The sequence below is a fragment of the Undibacterium sp. TC4M20W genome (genome assembly GCF_049340245.1).
In the GTDB taxonomy this organism is placed as follows: domain Bacteria; phylum Pseudomonadota; class Gammaproteobacteria; order Burkholderiales; family Burkholderiaceae_D; genus Undibacterium.
In genome coordinates, this window is sequence record NZ_JBMPPI010000004.1 from 323,474 (window position 1) to 341,190 (window position 17,717).

The following is a 17,717-nucleotide window of genomic DNA, read 5'->3' on the forward strand; positions in this document are numbered from 1 at the left end:
AGCGCTATTTGCAGATCAGGACTTACGCAAAATTGTCCCAGCAAGGCGTCAGCGACGAAGACAGTACTTTAGTACGGCTAGGAGCTGCAACGCAGCTGGGGCGGTTTTGCGTAAGTCCTACAAATGTAAGAATTGGTGTAGGTGTAGTGAACTAAGTCAACCGCCGAGGCTGCTGACAAGTTAACTGCTCATGTGCGGCATTTGCCGCAAAATCAGGAACAGGAATAATAAAATGAAACGAACTCTGACAAAATTTTTTAATCTGGTATTTGCCAGCTTACTCATCACTGGCCTGGCCAGCGGCGCAGCGCAAGCACAGGAAGGACCTGATGCCCTGGTCAAACGCCTGAGCCAGGAAATCCTGGATACGGCAAAAAATGACAAGGATATCCAGGCCGGGAATCAAAAGAAAGTGTATGACATGGTGGAAAGCAAAATCCTGCCATACATAGACTTTCCCCGCATGACTTCCCTGGCGGCCGGTAAAAGCTGGAAAGACGCGACGCCAGCTCAGCAAAAACAACTGACCAATGAATTCCGCACTTTGCTGGTATTCACTTATTCTGGCGCGATTTCTCAGATCAAGGATCAACGTGTCGAATTCAAGCCTATGCGTGCTGATGCAGCTGATACTGAAGTTGAGGTACGTACCCAGGTTATACAGTCACGCGGTGAACCAATTGTCTTGAACTATCGCCTCGAAAAATTGCCAGCTGGCTGGAAGATTTTTGATATCAATGTACTCGGTGCCTGGCTGGTGGAAACCTATAAAGGCAGTTTCGCTGCTGAAATCAGTAAATCCGGCATTGATGGTCTGATCCAGACTCTGTCTGAAAAGAATAAAAAACTGGCAGCTGCGAGTGCGGCCAAAAACGGAAAATAAAAAGCAATAATAAGACGTAATAGTAAGACGCAACAATAAGACGCAAAATAAATCCGGGAACGTATTGTGTATACAGTAACAGGTGAGCTTAGCCATGATAATGCCAATGCAGTTGTTGCAGCTGGCTTGTCTGCCATAGCTGCAGGTCAGTCAGCGTTCGACTTGTCGGCGCTGACTAAAATTGACTCCAGCGCTGTGGCGGTCATGATAGCCTGGCAACGTCAGGCTATTGAGAAAGGCGTGCAGCTACAGTTCAGTGGTTATTCTGCCAGCTTGCTGAGTTTATTGGCACTATACGGTCTCAACGAGCAATTCCAGCTTCATACACCAGAGCGACATTGATCGCATCCTGAGTTGTTTCTCCCTTGAAAAGGCATGTTCAGCAGTAAAGCAGGCATGCCATTTCAAATCAAATCCCGAAAATCCCCTATAATCAAAGGTTTCGTCACTCTAGTGGACTGTAATAGTGAACTAGTGACAAGAAACCGGGTTTTCCGGTTCTTAATTCCCTGATGAGCACTTAGTGCAAACACGCCAGATGGCAGCCATACAAATTAGCAATATACAAAAACGCTACCAGTCGCTACAGGCGCTGGGCGGTGTCTCCCTTACGATAGAAGAGGGTGAGTTTTTCGGTTTGCTGGGGCCAAATGGTGCTGGCAAGACTACTTTGATTTCCATACTGGCAGGACTCAATCGCGCTGATGCCGGTAACATCACCGTGCAAGGTCATGATGTGGTCACGGACTACCGCAATGCCCGCAAGAAGTTGGGCGTGGTGCCGCAAGAGCTGGTATTCGACCCTTTCTTCACCGTGCGTGAAACCCTGCGCATGCAGTCTGGCTATTTTGGCCTGAAGAACAATGACAAATGGATAGACGAGGTCATGGAAAACCTCGATCTGACCAATAAGGCCGACGTCAATATGCGCGCGCTGTCAGGCGGCATGAAGCGCCGGGTACTGGTGGCGCAAGCGCTGGTACACAAACCACCTGTCATCGTTCTCGATGAGCCGACGGCCGGCGTCGATGTGGAACTGCGCCAGACCCTGTGGCAATTCATCGCCCGCCTGAACCGCGAAGGCCATACTGTCGTCCTGACCACACATTACCTCGAAGAAGCACAAGCCTTGTGTAACCGCATCGCCATGCTGAAACTGGGCAAGGTCGTGGCGCTGGATAGCACCGCCAATCTGATCAAGCGCATCTCGGGTTCACAATTGCGCATCACCCTGGCAGCCAGTGGTGTAGTGACTTTGCCTGCCAGCTTGCGTGATAAGGTAATTACCCATGAAACCCCGTCAGACCCACGCCAGTTTGCCCTGCGCGTAACTGACTACAACCAGGTCGAAGGCATGCTGGCTGCTTTCCGTGCTGATGGTTGTGTCATCGAAGATATGCATTTATTGCAAGCTGATCTGGAAGATGTCTTCCTGCAAATTATGGAGGGCAGCAAATGAGCAGCTTGACCGGTTTTAATACCCTGTTTTACAAAGAAGTTTTGCGCTTCTGGAAAGTGGCGACACAAACCATCACTGCGCCCATCATGACGGCCATCCTGTATTTGCTGATTTTTGGCCATGTGCTGGAAGATCATGTACAGGTTTATCCTGGCGTTAAATACACGGCCTTTCTGGTGCCTGGTCTGGTCATGATGAGTGTCTTGCAAAATGCGTTTGCGAATTCATCTTCTTCGCTGATTCAGTCCAAGATTACGGGTAACCTGGTGTTCATCCTCTTGCCACCACTGTCACACTGGGAAATTTTCAGTGCCTATGTACTAGCGGCGATTTTGCGTGGTGTTGCTGTCGGTGCCGGTGTGTTTATCGTCACTGCCTGGTTTGCTGACCTGCATTTCGTTGCGCCATGGTGGATAGCGATTTTCGCTTTCCTTGGTGCTGCCATGCTGGGTACCATGGGTTTGATTGCCGGTATCTGGGCAGAGAAATTTGACCAGCTCGCGGCTTTCCAAAACTTTTTGATCATGCCTGCGACTTTCCTGTCGGGTGTGTTTTATTCCATTCATTCCCTGCCCGGCATCTGGCAAAGTATTTCGCGTTTCAATCCGTTTTTCTACATGATAGATGGCTTCCGTTTTGGTTTCTTCGGCAAGTCCGACGTTGATCCTCTGCATAGCCTGATGATCGTTACAGTTTTCTCATTATTGCTGGCGACGATTGCCATCCAGATGTTGAAACGTGGATATAAATTAAGGCACTGAGTGAGACACTGAGTACGCCACAGAATAAGATATTAAGTACAACAATTGCTTCACCATTTTGATCAAGAGAGTTAGCCGTGTTTCCTACGCCCGAACAAATTAAAAATTACATTGCAGCCGGTCTGGAATGTACACACCTGGAAGTCGAAGGCGACGGCCAGCACTTTAATGCCGTGATCGTTTCTGCTGCCTTCGCTGGCAAGCGTCCGATACAGCGTCACCAGATTGTCTATGCCGTTCTCGGTGATCGCATGCGTGAAGAAATACATGCGCTTTCCATGAAAACCCTGACGCCAGAAGAGTACGCTGCATAATGGATAAATTATTGATCACGGGCGGCAATCGCCTGAATGGTGACATCACGATTTCCGGTGCAAAAAATGCTGCACTGCCTATCCTGTGTGCCGGCTTGCTGACTTCCGGTAACGTCGAATTGCACAATGTGCCGTCGCTGCAAGATGTCAGCACCATGCTCAAATTGCTGCGTCAGATGGGTCTGCAAGTCACTCAGGAAAACGGGGTGACCGTACTCAATGGCGCAGCCATAGACAAGCTTGAAGCTCCGTATGACCTGGTGAAAACCATGCGCGCATCGATACTCGTGCTCGGCCCCTTGCTGGCACGTTTTGGTGAAGCCAAGGTATCGCTGCCAGGTGGTTGTGCGATTGGTTCCCGCCCTGTGGATCAGCACATCAAGGGCTTGCAGGCCATGGGTGCCGAGATCAATATTGAAGCAGGCTATATCCATGCCAAGGCCAAGAAACTCAAAGGCACACGCATAGTCACCGACATGATTACCGTGACAGGAACAGAAAACCTGTTGATGGCAGCAACGCTGGCCGAAGGCGAAACCGTACTGGAAAATGCTGCACGCGAACCAGAAGTCACTGACCTGGCCAACTTGCTGGTGGCCATGGGTGCGAAGATAGAAGGCATAGGCACAGACCGCCTGGTGATACAGGGTGTAGAGAGCCTGCACGGCGCGACACATACCGTCATCGCAGACCGCATAGAAACTGCAACCTTCCTGTGCGCAGTAGCTGCTACCGGTGGTGACATCACTTTGAAAAACACACGCAGCGACATCCTTGATGTCGCGCTTGATAAATTGCGTGACGCCGGTGTGATACTGACGACAGGCCCTGACTGGATACGCGCGCAAATGAGCAGCCGTCCCAAAGCTGTCGGTTTCCGTACTACTGAATATCCAGGTTTCCCGACCGACATGCAGGCACAATTCATGGCGCTGAACTGTATCGCGCAAGGTACAAGCCGTGTCACAGAAACGATATTCGAAAACCGTTTCATGCATGTGCAGGAAATGAACCGCCTGGGTGCAAAAATAGAAATCGACGGCCACACTGCCATCGTCAATGGTGTTGATAAACTCATAGGCGCGCCTGTCATGGCAACGGACTTGCGCGCATCTGCCTCGCTGGTGATTGCCGCCATGGTGGCCGAGGGTGAAACCCTGATAGACCGTATCTACCATCTGGACCGTGGCTATGACCGCATGGAAGTCAAACTCTCAGCAGTTGGTGCACAGATACAGCGAGTCAAATAAATGTCTTCAGCCACCACTCCACAATTGACACTAGCCTTGTCCAAGGGCCGCATCTTTGAAGAAACCCTGCCCTTGCTGGAAGCAGCAGGCATACGCGTCACTGAAGATCCAGAGAAATCGCGTAAGCTGATTTTGGCGACCAATGATCCTGATGTGCGCGTCATCATCGTGCGCGCGTCTGACGTACCTACTTATGTGCAATATGGTGCTGCTGATTTTGGTGTGGCAGGCAAGGATGTCTTGCATGAGCATGGCGGTGCTGGCCTGTACCAGCCTATCGATCTGAATATTGCCAAATGCCGCATGTCAGTTGCGGTGTCGGTGGGTTTTGATTATGAAAACGCCGTACGCCAGGGCGCACGACTGCGGGTTGCGACCAAATATACAGAAACTGCGCGCCAGCATTTTGCTGCCAAGGGTGTGCACGTTGATCTGATCAAGCTGTATGGCTCGATGGAGCTGGCACCACTGGTCGGTTTGTCAGATGCAATCGTCGATCTGGTCAGTACCGGCAGCACCCTGCGTGCGAATAATCTGGTTGAGGTTGAACACATCATGGAAATTTCTTCGCGCTTGGTAGTTAACCAGGCAGCACTGAAATTGAAGCGTGAACGCTTGCAACCCATATTGGAAGCATTTGATCGTGCCTCCAAGGCAAATGCATAATTGACCAAGAGAACAGCATGGCATCCCTGATTACCCGGCTTGATACGACAGATGCAGATTTTTCCAGGAAACTGAGTTCACTGCTGGCTTTTGAAGCGAGTGAAGATGAAGCGATAGACCGCGCCGCTGCGCAAATTCTGGCCAGTGTCAAAACCAGCGGCGACACTGCCGTGCTGGAAGCGACCAATCGTTTTGACCGCCTGAGCGCTAGCAGCGTTGCCGCGCTGGAGTTGACGCAGGAAGAAATGCAGGCTGCACTGGCTTCATTGAATGTCGAGCGCCGCACTGCGCTGGAAACTGCAGCAGCACGCGTGCGCGCCTATCACGAAATTCAAAAGACAGAATGTGGCTCTGCCGGTTTTAGCTATACCGAAGCTGATGGCACCGTGCTTGGCCAAAAAGTCACGCCCCTGGATCGCGTTGGTATCTACGTACCCGGCGGCAAGGCAGCTTATCCATCGTCAGTATTGATGAATGCGATACCGGCCAAGGTGGCAGGTGTCAAAGAAATCATCATGGTGGTGCCTACGCCAGACGGCGTAAAAAATCCCCTGGTCTTGGCAGCTGCAGCCATCTCCGGTGTTGACCGCGTGTTTACGATAGGTGGTGCCCAGGCTGTAGGCGCTTTGGCCTATGGCACAGCAAGCATACCTGCTGTCGATAAAATCGTAGGCCCGGGCAATGCCTATGTGGCCGCCGCCAAGCGCCGTGTGTTTGGCGTGGTTGGCATAGACATGATTGCCGGTCCATCCGAGATTCTGGTCTTGTGCGATGGCACGACAGACCCTGACTGGGTTGCCATGGATTTGTTTTCACAGGCTGAACATGATGAGCTGGCGCAATCCATTTTATTGTGTCCGGATGAAGCCTATATCGAAGCCGTGCAAGCCAGCATCATCAAACTGCTGCCTGACATGCCCAGACATGAAGTGATACGCACTTCTCTGGCCAATCGCGGTGCACTGATCAAGGTGCGCGATATGGATGAAGCCTGCGAAATTGCCAACAGCATCGCGGCTGAACATTTGGAAATTTCTGCAGAAAACCCTCAGCAATGGGCTGACAAGATACGTCATGCCGGTGCCATGTTCCTCGGTCGTTATTCGTCCGAATCCCTGGGTGATTATTGCGCTGGTCCCAACCATGTCTTGCCAACGTCACGCACGGCACGTTTCTCATCACCGCTGGGTGTCTACGATTTCCAAAAACGTTCATCGATGATTTTTGTCAGTGAACAGGGCGCACAAACCCTCGGTAAAGTAGCTGCTGAACTGGCCTATGGCGAAGGCTTGCAGGCTCACGCGCGCAGTGCAGAATTGCGGCTCAAGTCATGAAAGTAAAATTGCTGGCTGCCATGAATACCTATACCTGCATATGATGGCCGAATGGCGTAACCAGGTTTTTTGTGAAGATGCGCTGCAAGGTCTGGCGCGTCTGCCTGATGGCAGCATAGACTTATTGCTGGCTGATCCACCGTATGGTCTGGGCAAGGATTATGGCAACGAGTCAGACAAGATGGAATCTGCTGCCTATCTGGAATGGATGGCGCAGTGGATAGATCTGGCCCTGCCCAAGCTGAAAGCCAATGGCAGCCTGTATATCTTCCTGACCTGGCGTTATTCGCCTGAAGTCTTTGTCATGCTCAAGCAGCGTATGAGCATGATGAATGAAATCATCTGGGACAGGCGTGTGCCGTCGATGGGGGGCACGGTAAGAAAATATTCATCGGTACATGACACCATAGGCTTTTTTGTCAAAGCCAAAGATTATTATTTTGACCTGGATGCCATACGCATCCCGTACGATGCAGCCACCAAGAAAGCCCGCAGCCGCAAGATTTTTGAGGGTGCGAAGTGGCTGGAAATGGGATTCAATCCCAAGGATGTCTGGAGCGTCTCGCGCCTGCACAGAGAGCATGCCGAACGTGAAGAACATCCTACCCAAAAACCGCTCGAAATCATCGAGCGCATGATCAAGGCTTCCTGCCCACCCGGCGGTGTTGTACTCGATCCCTTCATGGGCAGTGGCACCACCGCCGTAGCTGCCAAACGTTGCGGGCGTGATTTTGTCGGATTTGAATTAAATCCCGACTATTGCGCAATGATAGAAAATCGCCTGGCCTCAATCGACACGGAAGCACTTCCTGCCTGATTTGTGTTGAACGGTGTTGAGCGGTAGTCTGCGCGATTTTCGATGTAAGCCCTGAACATGGAGCAAAGAATTGAGCATCACCAAACTGATACGTCCTGAAATCGCCAGCCTGTCCGCTTATCACGTGCCGGACGCCAGCGGTTTCCTGAAGCTGGATGCGATGGAAAACCCTTACCTGCTGCCGCCCGATATGCAGCAGGAACTGGCCAAGCATCTGGCAGGCGTAGCACTGAACCGTTATCCACAACCAGCCTATGCCAGCCTCAAGCAATTGATCGCCGACAAACTCGGTGTACCTGCTGGTCATGACATCGTCCTCGGCAATGGCTCGGATGAACTCATCAGCATGGTGTCCACCGCCTGCGCAAAGCCAGGTGCCAAGGTGCTGGCGCCTGTGCCCGGCTTTGTCATGTATGCCATGTCGGCCCTGTTTGCCGGATTGGAATTTGTAGGCGTAGATCTGAATCCGGATTTTACGCTGAACAAGGCAGCCATGCTGGCCGCTATTGCCGAACATCAACCTGCCATCACTTATCTGGCTTACCCCAATAATCCCACGGGCACGCTTTACGATGCTGACGACATGGTCGCCATTTTGCAGGCAGTTGGTGAAAATGGCATCGTTATCGTCGATGAAGCTTATCAACCGTTTGCCCAGGCCAGCTTCATGTCACGCCTGGCAGAGTTTGATAATCTGATCGTCATGCGCACCGTCTCCAAGCTGGGCCTGGCAGGCATACGTCTCGGTTATATGGCTGGTAATAATGCCCTCATGCATGAATTTGAAAAAGTGCGTCCGCCTTACAACATCAATGTATTGACGCAGGCAGCGGCAGAATTTGTCTTGGCAAGAGTAGAAATACTGGACGCGCAGGCAGCAGAATTGCGCCAGCAACGCACAGAATTAATGGCCGTTTTGGCAAGCTTGCCAGAGGTGCAAGTCTTTCCTTCGGCTGCCAATTTTGTGTTGATACGTGTTGCGAATGCCGAACAAGTCTTTGTGAAATTACGCGAACAAAAAATTTTAGTCAAAAATGTAGGTAAAATGCATAATCTGCTGGGTAACTGCCTGCGTATCACAGTCAGCACCCGTGAAGAGAATGCTCTTTTTCTTGCTGCCCTGGCAGCATCTTTATCATCAAAATGAATAAGCCCATAGAACGCATTGCGGCGGTTACCCGCAATACCAATGAAACACAAATCCGTGTTGCCATTAATCTTGATGGCACAGGCCAGCAAAAACTCAATACCGGCGTCCCTTTTCTGGATCATATGCTGGATCAGATTGCCCGTCATGGCCTGATTGATCTGGACATAGAAGCCGTAGGCGACTTGCATATTGATGCCCACCACACGGTAGAAGACGTTGGTATTACCCTGGGCCAGGCATTTGCCAAGGCAATTGGTGATAAAAAAGGCATACGCCGTTATGGTCATGCGTATGTGCCGCTGGATGAGGCCTTGTCACGCGTGGTCATCGACTTTTCTGGCCGCCCAGGCCTGGAATACCATATTCCCTTTACCCGCGCCATGATAGGCAATTTTGATGTCGATCTGACCCGTGAGTTTTTCCAGGGTTTCGTCAACCATGCTTTAGTCAGCTTGCATATCGACAACTTGCGCGGCGACAATTCTCATCATCAATGCGAAACGGTGTTCAAAGCCTTTGGCCGCGCCCTGCGTATGGCGACGGAGCTTGATGCGCGTGCGGCAGGAACCATACCCTCGACCAAAGGCAGCCTTTGATCGTAATGCAAATACCGATACAGATACAAATCGCAGACACGAGATACCAGCTTGCTGGTGATTCATTATGAATAAAATTGTAGTAGTAGATTACGGCATGGGTAATTTGCGCTCGGTAGCGCAAGCTCTGCGTGCCGTTGCCCCAGAGGCGAATGTGCTGATCTCGGGTGAAGTTGCCGATATCCGCAGCGCCGATCGTATCGTTTTGCCAGGTCAGGGCGCCATGCCGGATTGCATGAGCTGCCTGCGTGAATCAGGCCTGCAAGATGCCTTGCTGGAAGCCGCCCGCAGCAAGCCCCTGTTTGGTGTGTGCGTCGGTGAGCAAATGCTGTTCGATGTCAGTGAAGAAGGCGACACGCCTGGCCTCGGGCTCTTGCCCGGCAAGGTAGTGCGGTTTGAACTGGACGGACAATTGCAGGCAGATGGCTCGCGTTACAAAGTGCCACAAATGGGCTGGAACCGCGTACAGCAATCGCAGTCACATGCTCTATGGCAAGATATTGCTGATGATGCCTATTTTTATTTTGTTCACAGCTACTATGCTCAGCCTGCAAATGTGCAACATGCAGTCGGCATGACGGATTACGGCAGCCCGTTTCCCTGTGCCGTAGCGCGTGACAATATTTTCGCCACCCAGTTCCACCCTGAAAAGAGCGCAACGGCTGGCTTGCAACTGTATAAGAATTTTGTACACTGGAAACCGTAAGCTTGCGAACCAGGTATTTGAGGTAAATTTTTTACACTGATTTTTAACTGGTGTTGTCTTTTCTTATTGCCACATTGACGTTCCTACTTTTTTTCATATCATGCTGCTCATTCCTGCTATAGACCTGAAAGATGGCCACTGCGTACGCCTTAAACAAGGCGACATGGACCAGGCCACCGTATTTTCTGAAGACCCAGCCGAAATGGCGCGCCATTGGCTGCGTCAGGGCGCTCGTCGTCTGCATCTGGTGGATTTGAACGGTGCTTTTGCCGGCAAGCCCAAGAACGAGGCGGCGGTCAAAGCCATCATACAAGCGGTGCGTGACTACGCAGAAGAAACCGATACCGAAGAAATCCCGGTGCAACTCGGTGGCGGTATCCGTGATCTCGATACCATAGAACGCTATCTTGACGATGGCCTGTCCTACATCATCATCGGTACGGCTGCGGTCAAAAACCCCGGGTTCCTGGCAGATGCCTGCAGCGCCTTTCCCGGCCAGATTATCGTTGGCATAGATGCCAAGGATGGCAAGGTAGCGACCGATGGCTGGAGCAAATTGTCTGGCCATGAAGTTATCGACCTCGCCCAAAAATTTGAGGGCTATGGCGTCGAGGCCATCGTCTATACCGACATAGGCCGCGACGGCATGATGGGCGGCGTGAATATTGAAGCTACCGTCAAGCTGGCGCAAGCCGTCAGCATCCCCGTTATTGCTTCTGGCGGCGTCCATGTGCTGGCCGATGTTGAAGCACTTTGCGTTGTGCAGGACGAGGGTATAGAAGGTGTCATCTGTGGCCGTTCGATTTACGAAGGCACGCTGGACCTGTCATCGGCACAAGACCGTGCCGATGAACTCAGCGGTGAATTCGATGATGAAGAAGAAACTGAATGAGCTTAGCCAAACGTATTATCCCTTGTCTGGACGTGACCGCTGGTCGTGTCGTCAAGGGCATTAATTTCCAGGAACTGCGCGATGCCGGTGATCCGGTAGAAATCGCCCGCCGCTATGACGGGCAGGGCGCAGATGAAATTACTTTTCTCGATATCACTGCGTCTTCCGATGGCCGCGACCTGATCTTGCCGATTATCGAAGCTGTGGCTTCGCAAGTATTCATTCCGCTGACTGTCGGTGGCGGAGTGCGCACGGTGGCTGATGTACGCCGTTTACTGAATGCCGGTGCGGACAAAGTGGGCATCAATACTTCTGCCGTGACCAATCCGCAATTGGTGGCGGATGCTGCGCATAAATATGGTTCGCAATGCATAGTCGTCGCGATTGATGCCAAGAACGTAGGGCCAGGCAAGTGGGAAGTATTCACCCACGGTGGCCGCAATGCCACGGGCCTGGATGCGGTTGAATGGGCGCAGCATATGGCCAAACTCGGTGCAGGGGAAATCCTGCTGACCAGCATGGATAAGGATGGCACGCGTTCCGGTTTTGATCTGGGCCTGACCCGTGCAGTGTCGGACGCAGTATCCATACCCGTCATCGCCTCAGGTGGCGTTGGTGGTTTGCAAGACCTGGCGGATGGCATCAAGGTAGGTGGGGCAGATGCGGTACTGGCTGCCAGCATCTTCCATTACGGACAACATACAGTAGGCGAGGCCAAGCAATTTATGGCTGCACAACATATACCGATGAGGTTGTCATGAGCGCGGCAAAATGGTTGAACAAGGTCAAATGGGATGAAAACGGCCTGGTACCTGTCATTGCACAAGAGGCCAGCAGCAACGATATTCTGATGTTTGCCTGGATGAACCGCGATGCCCTCTCTAAAACCGTAGAGCTGGGTGAGGCGGTTTACTGGAGTCGTTCACGCAAGAAGCTCTGGCACAAAGGCGAAGAGTCGGGTCATATCCAGAAGGTCAAAGAAATCCGCATTGATTGCGACGAAGATGTGGTCTTGCTGAAGATAGAACAGATTGACAGCATCGCCTGCCACACTGGCCGCCATTCCTGTTTCTTCCAGAAATTTGAAGGTAGTCTCAATGATGGTGACTGGCAGGCAGTTGATCCGGTCTTGAAAGATCCGGAAAGCATCTACAAATGAGTAATACACAAATACAGACTTTACAGCGTCTGGCAGAGATCATAGAAAGCCGTAAACTGGTGAATGGTGGTGACCCGGACAAGTCCTATGTCGCCCGCCTGTTTTCCAAGGGTGACGATGCCATCTTGAAAAAGATAGGCGAAGAAGCAACAGAAACTGTCATGGCCGCCAAGGATGCACGCGTGTCTGGTGATGCGTCCAAGCTTTTATATGAGTGTGCTGACCTGTGGTTTCATTCGCTTGTCATGTTAGCGCAGTATGATCTCAGCCCTCAGCAGGTGCTGGACGAGCTGGCAAGGCGCGAAGGTATTTCTGGTATTGAAGAAAAGGCAGCACGCAAGGATGCGTGAAGCCATCATTTGACATCATGCGTCTTGTTGAAAAGAACGGATAAAACGTGGATAACTGTATTTTTTGTAAGATTGCCGCAAAACAAATTCCATCCGCCAGTGTCTATGAAGATGAAGAATTGCTGGCCTTTAAAGATATCAACCCGGCTGCCCCTGTGCACCTGTTGATTATCCCCAAAGTACATATCGATACCTTGTCTTCAGTGCAAGCTGAGCATTCGGTTTTGTTGGGAAAAATGCTTGCTTTGGCGCCAAAATTGGCACAGGAGCAAGGATGTGCACCGGTGCAAGAGGCTGATGGCAGCTTAACGGGCGGTTACAAAACCCTCATCAACACCGGACCGGATGGTGGGCAAGAGGTGTATCATCTGCATATGCATGTGATAGGTGGCCCCAAGCCTTGGCGAGGACAACGCTGATCTACCAGATGACCGACAGTGAACAGACGCTGAGCTGACACTGTGATATGGCTGGGTTTGATAATCGCGGGTTTCTATTCATATTTTTCGAGAGCAAGACTCTCATAAGGAGTACATCATGGGTTCATTCAGTATTTGGCATTGGCTGGTGGTGCTGGCTATCGTTGTTGTTGTGTTTGGTACAAAAAAGATCGCCAATATCGGCCCTGATCTGGGTAAAGCCGTTAAGGGTTTCAAAGATGGCCTCAAGGGTGAAGAAGACAAGGCTGCTGCAGGATCTCAGCAAGTTGCCGACAAAAGCACGATAGATGTAGAAGCCAAAGAAAAATCCAAACTGTGATTGCATTCTTTACCGGTAATCTGGATTTTTTATGTAGGTTTTACCCATGATAGACCTGGGAATCAGCAAACTCGCCTTGATAGGTGTGGTTGCTTTGATCGTGATTGGCCCTGAAAAATTGCCCAAGGTGGCAAGAATGGCCGGTACCTTGCTGGGACGTGCGCAGCGTTACATCAATGACGTCAAATCTGAAGTCAGCCGCGAAATTGAGCTGGAAGAATTGCGCAAGATGCATAAAGATGTGCACGATGCGGCGCAGAATGTAGAGCAATCGATACACAAGACCTGGTCCGAGACTGAGCAGGAATTGCGCAATCTGGGTCAGGAAACTGATACCGCCTTGTTGCATACGGCCACGCCTGAGCAACTGGCGGTCAAGGCAAAAAACTTCCGCCGAAAAAAACTCGCGCGCACTTCGGCACTGCCTGCCTGGTATAAAAACCGCCACGGCCAGCGCCAGCATATTATCTCTGGATCGGCAAGAATGGCGCGTCATCGTGCCTATCCCCGATCTGGCGGCAGCTTCTTTTAATTTTCGCTTATGTCTTTGCGTTTTTATAATCTGGCGGTATTCGCATGAGCGATCACACGGAACAGGCTCCTGAAGAAAGTTTTATCTCGCATCTGGTTGAGTTGCGTGACAGGCTGGTCAAGTCCATGTATGGCCTGGTCATCGCCTGCGGTGCTTTGATGTTATGGCCGGGGCCTTCGGCTATTTACGATTTTCTCGCGCAACCCATGCTGGCCTCTTTGCCTGCCGGTTCAAAAATGATTGCGACTGGCGTTATCTCACCTTTTCTGGTGCCGATGAAGGTGACCTTGTTGCTGGCATTCATGCTGGCCCTGCCCTGGATTTTGTATCAGGTGTGGGCTTTTGTTGCACCTGGCCTGTACACGCATGAAAAACGTCTGGTCGCTCCATTGGTGATTTCTTCATCAGTACTATTTTTGAGCGGCGTAGCGTTTTGTTATTTTCTGGTATTTGGCCGCGTCTTCAAATTCATCAATGAATTTGCTCCTGCATCCATCAACGTCTCACCGGATATAGAAAATTATCTGGACTTCATCATGTCCATGTGTCTCGCCTTTGGCGTGACTTTTGAAGTGCCGGTGATCGTGGTTGTGCTGGTACGCATGGGCCTGGTGCCGCTGGATAAACTCAAGGCCATACGCCCTTATGTCATCGTCGGCGCTTTCGTCATCGCCGCTATCGTTACGCCACCGGACATTGTCAGCCAATTCTCATTGGCTGTGCCCATGTGCATCTTGTATGAGTTGGGTTTGCTGATCGCCCCCATGTTTGTGAGGGTAACCCAGGCGCCTGAAGAAACCTCGGGATCTAGCGAATCAAACGGGAGCTGACCTGAGCCAGCTTACCAGTGGCATCGCGCTACGGTAAGCTGTCAGCAAAGTAGTTTTCAGCTCATCAGTATCCATGCCCTTGAGCGGGCATTCAGTCCACACCATGAAGTTCTTCAGCTTGATCTGCTCTATGTGCGGCAGGTCAGCATCGAAGCCCTTGGGCGGGCGCTGCAGCTTGCCTTCTTCCTGCAAAGTACCAAACTGCGATTTCAGTTTCTTGTCCTTCAAGACCTTAGCAAAACCATCCGGGTCGGCGACGATGTGATTGCGTATCGCCTTCAGACGGTCTGATGGGGGCATGTATTCACCAACCGCATAGAACAGACGGCCAGTACCATCCATCTGGAAATAATAAGCGGGCCCACCACCTTCGCTGGGCTTCTTGCGCCCGCTAGGGACGATGGAAGACGAAAAGGTAGTCTTGTACGGCGATTTGTCATGCGCAAAGCGTACGTCGCGGTTGATGCGGAACAAGGCTTTTTTGGGTTCCAGCCCCAGGATGGCAGGGTCGAACTTGCTGATCTCGGTGATCAGCTCCGTCACCAGTTGTAAAAATTCCGCCCGCAAAATGTCATAGCGCGGTTTGTTCATGACGAACCAGGCGCGGTTATTGTTGTCGCCCAGTTCGGACAAATAAGCTTGCAAGTCAATCAAATGCATGGATTTCTATTCCCGGTTTTCTTCTTTACGTGCTGACGGGCGTTTGCCTATCAGGATTTCCAGTGTTGGTTCCTTGGTGTCACGCAAAACCGTGACCTTGGCCTTGTTGCCTGGCTTCAGTTGTGCCACCAGGTTCAGCATTTGGGTAGTGTCACCGACGGGCTTGCCTTCAATCGCGATCAGGATGTCGCCAGGCTTCATGCCTGCCTTGTCGGCCGGGCCGCCGCGTATCACGCCAGCGATGATGGCACCGGATTTTTGTTTCAGGCCAAAGCTGTCAGCCAGCTCTGGCGTGATGTCTTGCGGCTCTACACCTATCCAGCCGCGCACTACCTGGCCATTGGTGATGATGGATTCCATGACTTGTTTGACCGTGCTTGCCGGTATCGCAAAACCTATGCCTACCGAGCCCCCGGTCTGTGAGTAAATCGCGGTATTGACACCGAGCAGATTACCATTCACATCCACCAGCGCACCACCCGAGTTGCCTGGGTTGACGGCGGCATCTGTCTGGATAAAATTTTCAAAGGCGTTGTCAGTCAGGTTATTACGTCCCAGGGCAGAGATGATACCCATGGTCACCGTCTGACCTACGCCAAAGGGATTGCCGATGGCGAGCACGACATCGCCGACACTGGCGGTGTCGGAGCGGCCCAGGGTAATCGCAGGCAAGTCCGGCAAATCGATCTTGATGACAGCCAGGTCAGTTTCCGGGTCAGTGCCGACTATCTTGGCACTGGCTTTGCGGCCATCCGCGAGGGCCACTTCAATATCATCAGCAGCTTCCACCACATGGTTATTCGTCAGGATGTACCCTTCTGAACTGACGATGACACCTGAACCCAGGCTGGACAGGCGTTCGGCCTGCGGGTTTTGCTGGTCGCCAAAAAAACGCCTGAGGAAAGGATCATTCAACAGTGGGTTGCGGCGCTGACGCACTTCTTTCGAGGTGAAAATATTCACCACCGAGGGCATGGCCCGTTTGGCTGCCGCACCATACGAGCTTTGCGCGGGGACGCTATTGGCAGGCGCTTCCTTGACGATAGCACCGGCATTCAGGGTCTGGCTTTGTCTGCTGTTATAGCCAGCTTTTACCCAGTCGGGTTTCAAGGTGGTTACAATGAACCAGAGCGCCAGACCGACAGTGACAGTTTGGGCAAACAATAACCAAAGACGACGCATAGTGAGAATCAGTATGAAATCAGTGAATCGGGACGAATTAGCGCAATTCCTGGCAAAAGAATTGCAAGTCAATTATTTTCGTGATTATTGCCCAAACGGCGTACAGGTGGAAGGGCGCAACACCATTAAACATATAGTCAGCGGTGTGACTGCCAGTTTAGCATTATTGGAAAAAGCCGTGGAATTGCAGGCAGATGCCATCCTTGTACATCATGGTTATTTCTGGCGCGGCGAAGACATGCGTGTAATAGGTCAAAAACAGCGCCGCCTGAAACTCTTGCTGGAAAATGATATTTCCCTGTTCGCCTACCATCTGCCGCTGGATAACCATGCAGAGCTGGGCAATAACATAGGCCTGGCCCGTCGCCTGGGTCTGAGTGCCGATGGGCGCTTTGGTGAAAATGATCTGGCCTGGCTGGGGACTCTGGAAGACAAAGCCATTGCTACCCTTGCTGACCTGGCCTTGCACATAGAGCTCAAGCTGGGCCGCAAACCCTTGCTGATCGGTGATCCGGCAGCACCTGTGGGCCGGGTGGCCTGGTGCACAGGAGCTGCGCAGAACATGCTGGATCAGGCGATTACGGCAGGTGCCTCGGTCTATTTAAGTGGTGAAATATCTGAACCGACAGTACACCTGGCACGCGAATCAGGTGTGGCTTACATCGCCTGCGGCCATCATGCGACCGAGCGTTTTGGCGTGCAGAGTCTGGGGGCATTCATTGCTGACACTTTCGGAGTGCAGCACAGCTTTGTGGATATCGATAATCCGGTGTGAGGTTAGGGATATGTAAGGGTAGGGATATATTTTGCGCGTAGCTTATGGCAATCCGGGAATCACCTGATTTCGTAGGAGCGGCTTTAGCCGCGATCAGTTGATTCCATCGGTCATGCAGTTTTGTCCGGCATTCGCGGCTGAAGCCGCTCCTACAGAGGAGCGGCCAATCATGTATAGCACCTCAGTCTGAGGTGCTATGTTCAATAGCAACCTCAACAGCAATCATTTCCTTAAAGCATCCCTGATCTCACGCAACAACAACACATCTTCAGGCGTGACTTCTGGCGCCGGTTCCGGTGCAGGCTCTGCCTTTTTTAGCGCATTGACGAGTTTGACCATCTGGAAAATCACAAACGCCAGGATGACGAAACCTACACTGACAGTCACAAAATTACCATAAGCGATAACGCCACCTGCTTTTTTGGCTTCTGCCAGCACCAGATGCGTGCCCTGGCCATTCAGCGGTATGTAGTAATTTGAAAAGTCCAGTCCACCAACGATACGGCCGATGACAGGCATGACAATATCGCCTACCAGAGAATCAACGATTTTGCCAAAGGCAGCACCAATAATGACGCCGACAGCCAGATCAACGACGTTACCGCGGCTGATAAAGGTTTTAAATTCATGCAACATGGACAT

The 17,717-nt window shown here is 51.6% G+C and carries 24 protein-coding genes; 21 read left to right on the forward strand and 3 right to left on the reverse strand.

Annotated elements, in window-relative coordinates:
- The first annotated feature begins 232 nt into the window (after positions 1-232).
- The 20 genes from ACO0LL_RS07770 to tatC all read left to right on the forward strand — a co-directional run bounded on the left by ACO0LL_RS07770 (position 233) and on the right by tatC (position 14,458).
- A complete protein-coding gene (locus ACO0LL_RS07770) occupies positions 233-883 on the forward strand; it encodes an MlaC/ttg2D family ABC transporter substrate-binding protein (protein WP_422950312.1) in 651 nt (216 codons plus the stop codon).
- 66 nt (positions 884-949) lie between these two features.
- Entirely contained in the window at positions 950-1,225 is a 276-nt protein-coding gene (locus ACO0LL_RS07775; RefSeq protein ID WP_422950313.1) for an STAS domain-containing protein, read from the forward strand.
- A 196-nt stretch (positions 1,226-1,421) separates the two neighbouring features.
- Positions 1,422-2,342 (forward strand): ABC transporter ATP-binding protein, encoded by a 921-nt coding sequence (locus tag ACO0LL_RS07780; protein ID WP_422950360.1) that lies wholly within the window; start codon positions 1,422-1,424, stop codon positions 2,340-2,342.
- Positions 2,343-2,347: 5 nt separating this feature from the next.
- Positions 2,348-3,103, forward strand: coding sequence for an ABC transporter permease (locus ACO0LL_RS07785; RefSeq protein WP_422950361.1), 756 nt, complete (start codon positions 2,348-2,350; stop codon positions 3,101-3,103).
- A gap of 77 nt (positions 3,104-3,180) precedes the next feature.
- Entirely contained in the window at positions 3,181-3,417 is a 237-nt protein-coding gene (locus ACO0LL_RS07790) for a BolA family protein (RefSeq protein ID WP_162043501.1), read from the forward strand.
- Positions 3,417-4,667: a UDP-N-acetylglucosamine 1-carboxyvinyltransferase gene (murA, locus tag ACO0LL_RS07795; protein WP_422950314.1), complete on the forward strand. Its 1,251-nt coding sequence runs from the start codon at positions 3,417-3,419 to the stop codon at positions 4,665-4,667. The genes ACO0LL_RS07790 and murA overlap by 1 nt, the downstream gene beginning before the upstream one ends.
- On the forward strand, positions 4,668-5,333 hold the full coding sequence (gene hisG / locus ACO0LL_RS07800; protein WP_422950315.1) for an ATP phosphoribosyltransferase: 666 nt from the start codon (positions 4,668-4,670) through the stop codon (positions 5,331-5,333).
- A 17-nt stretch (positions 5,334-5,350) separates the two neighbouring features.
- Positions 5,351-6,667 (forward strand): histidinol dehydrogenase, encoded by a 1,317-nt coding sequence (gene hisD / locus ACO0LL_RS07805; RefSeq protein WP_422950316.1) that lies wholly within the window; start codon positions 5,351-5,353, stop codon positions 6,665-6,667.
- Between the two features lie 43 nt (positions 6,668-6,710).
- Positions 6,711-7,484, forward strand: a complete 774-nt coding sequence (locus ACO0LL_RS07810) for a DNA-methyltransferase (protein ID WP_422950317.1) — start codon at positions 6,711-6,713, stop codon at positions 7,482-7,484.
- Between the two features lie 70 nt (positions 7,485-7,554).
- Positions 7,555-8,631 (forward strand): histidinol-phosphate transaminase, encoded by a 1,077-nt coding sequence (hisC, locus tag ACO0LL_RS07815; protein WP_422950318.1) that lies wholly within the window; start codon positions 7,555-7,557, stop codon positions 8,629-8,631.
- The gene (gene hisB / locus ACO0LL_RS07820) at positions 8,628-9,230 is read left to right on the forward strand and encodes an imidazoleglycerol-phosphate dehydratase HisB (RefSeq protein ID WP_110256500.1); all 603 of its coding nucleotides are present in this window, start codon (positions 8,628-8,630) and stop codon (positions 9,228-9,230) included. Before hisC ends, hisB begins: the two co-directional genes overlap by 4 nt.
- Before the next feature lie 67 nt (positions 9,231-9,297).
- On the forward strand, positions 9,298-9,936 hold the full coding sequence (gene hisH / locus ACO0LL_RS07825) for an imidazole glycerol phosphate synthase subunit HisH (protein WP_422950319.1): 639 nt from the start codon (positions 9,298-9,300) through the stop codon (positions 9,934-9,936).
- Between the two features lie 100 nt (positions 9,937-10,036).
- Positions 10,037-10,828, forward strand: a complete 792-nt coding sequence (gene hisA, locus ACO0LL_RS07830; protein WP_422950320.1) for a 1-(5-phosphoribosyl)-5-[(5-phosphoribosylamino)methylideneamino]imidazole-4-carboxamide isomerase — start codon at positions 10,037-10,039, stop codon at positions 10,826-10,828.
- Positions 10,825-11,589 (forward strand): imidazole glycerol phosphate synthase subunit HisF, encoded by a 765-nt coding sequence (gene hisF / locus ACO0LL_RS07835; protein WP_110256503.1) that lies wholly within the window; start codon positions 10,825-10,827, stop codon positions 11,587-11,589. Before hisA ends, hisF begins: the two co-directional genes overlap by 4 nt.
- Positions 11,586-11,987 (forward strand): phosphoribosyl-AMP cyclohydrolase, encoded by a 402-nt coding sequence (hisI, locus tag ACO0LL_RS07840; RefSeq protein ID WP_162043491.1) that lies wholly within the window; start codon positions 11,586-11,588, stop codon positions 11,985-11,987. Before hisF ends, hisI begins: the two co-directional genes overlap by 4 nt.
- Complete coding sequence (locus tag ACO0LL_RS07845; RefSeq protein WP_162060926.1) at positions 11,984-12,337, forward strand: phosphoribosyl-ATP diphosphatase; 354 nt, start codon at positions 11,984-11,986, stop codon at positions 12,335-12,337. The genes hisI and ACO0LL_RS07845 overlap by 4 nt, the downstream gene beginning before the upstream one ends.
- Before the next feature lie 47 nt (positions 12,338-12,384).
- Positions 12,385-12,756 carry a histidine triad nucleotide-binding protein gene (locus ACO0LL_RS07850; protein WP_422950321.1) on the forward strand — a complete coding sequence of 124 codons (372 nt, stop codon included), beginning with the start codon at positions 12,385-12,387 and terminating at the stop codon, positions 12,754-12,756.
- Positions 12,757-12,874: 118 nt separating this feature from the next.
- Complete coding sequence (tatA, locus tag ACO0LL_RS07855; protein ID WP_422950322.1) at positions 12,875-13,096, forward strand: Sec-independent protein translocase subunit TatA; 222 nt, start codon at positions 12,875-12,877, stop codon at positions 13,094-13,096.
- A gap of 46 nt (positions 13,097-13,142) precedes the next feature.
- Entirely contained in the window at positions 13,143-13,628 is a 486-nt protein-coding gene (gene tatB, locus ACO0LL_RS07860; protein WP_422950323.1) for a Sec-independent protein translocase protein TatB, read from the forward strand.
- A 44-nt stretch (positions 13,629-13,672) separates the two neighbouring features.
- Positions 13,673-14,458 carry a twin-arginine translocase subunit TatC gene (gene tatC / locus ACO0LL_RS07865; protein ID WP_422950324.1) on the forward strand — a complete coding sequence of 262 codons (786 nt, stop codon included), beginning with the start codon at positions 13,673-13,675 and terminating at the stop codon, positions 14,456-14,458.
- Here the strand turns inward: tatC and ACO0LL_RS07870 are convergent.
- Complete coding sequence (locus tag ACO0LL_RS07870; RefSeq protein WP_422950325.1) at positions 14,444-15,118, reverse strand: DUF2461 domain-containing protein; 675 nt, start codon at positions 15,116-15,118, stop codon at positions 14,444-14,446. The two genes, tatC and ACO0LL_RS07870, sit on opposite strands and share 15 nt — an antisense overlap.
- A gap of 6 nt (positions 15,119-15,124) precedes the next feature.
- Positions 15,125-16,300, reverse strand: coding sequence for a Do family serine endopeptidase (locus ACO0LL_RS07875; RefSeq protein WP_422950326.1), 1,176 nt, complete (start codon positions 16,298-16,300; stop codon positions 15,125-15,127).
- Positions 16,301-16,313: 13 nt separating this feature from the next.
- On the opposite strand from ACO0LL_RS07875, the gene ACO0LL_RS07880 reads away from it, so the two are divergent.
- Positions 16,314-17,075: a Nif3-like dinuclear metal center hexameric protein gene (locus ACO0LL_RS07880; RefSeq protein WP_422950327.1), complete on the forward strand. Its 762-nt coding sequence runs from the start codon at positions 16,314-16,316 to the stop codon at positions 17,073-17,075.
- Between the two features lie 222 nt (positions 17,076-17,297).
- Here the strand turns inward: ACO0LL_RS07880 and mscL are convergent, their stop codons facing one another.
- The gene (mscL, locus tag ACO0LL_RS07885; protein ID WP_162043482.1) at positions 17,298-17,717 is read right to left on the reverse strand and encodes a large conductance mechanosensitive channel protein MscL; all 420 of its coding nucleotides are present in this window, start codon (positions 17,715-17,717) and stop codon (positions 17,298-17,300) included.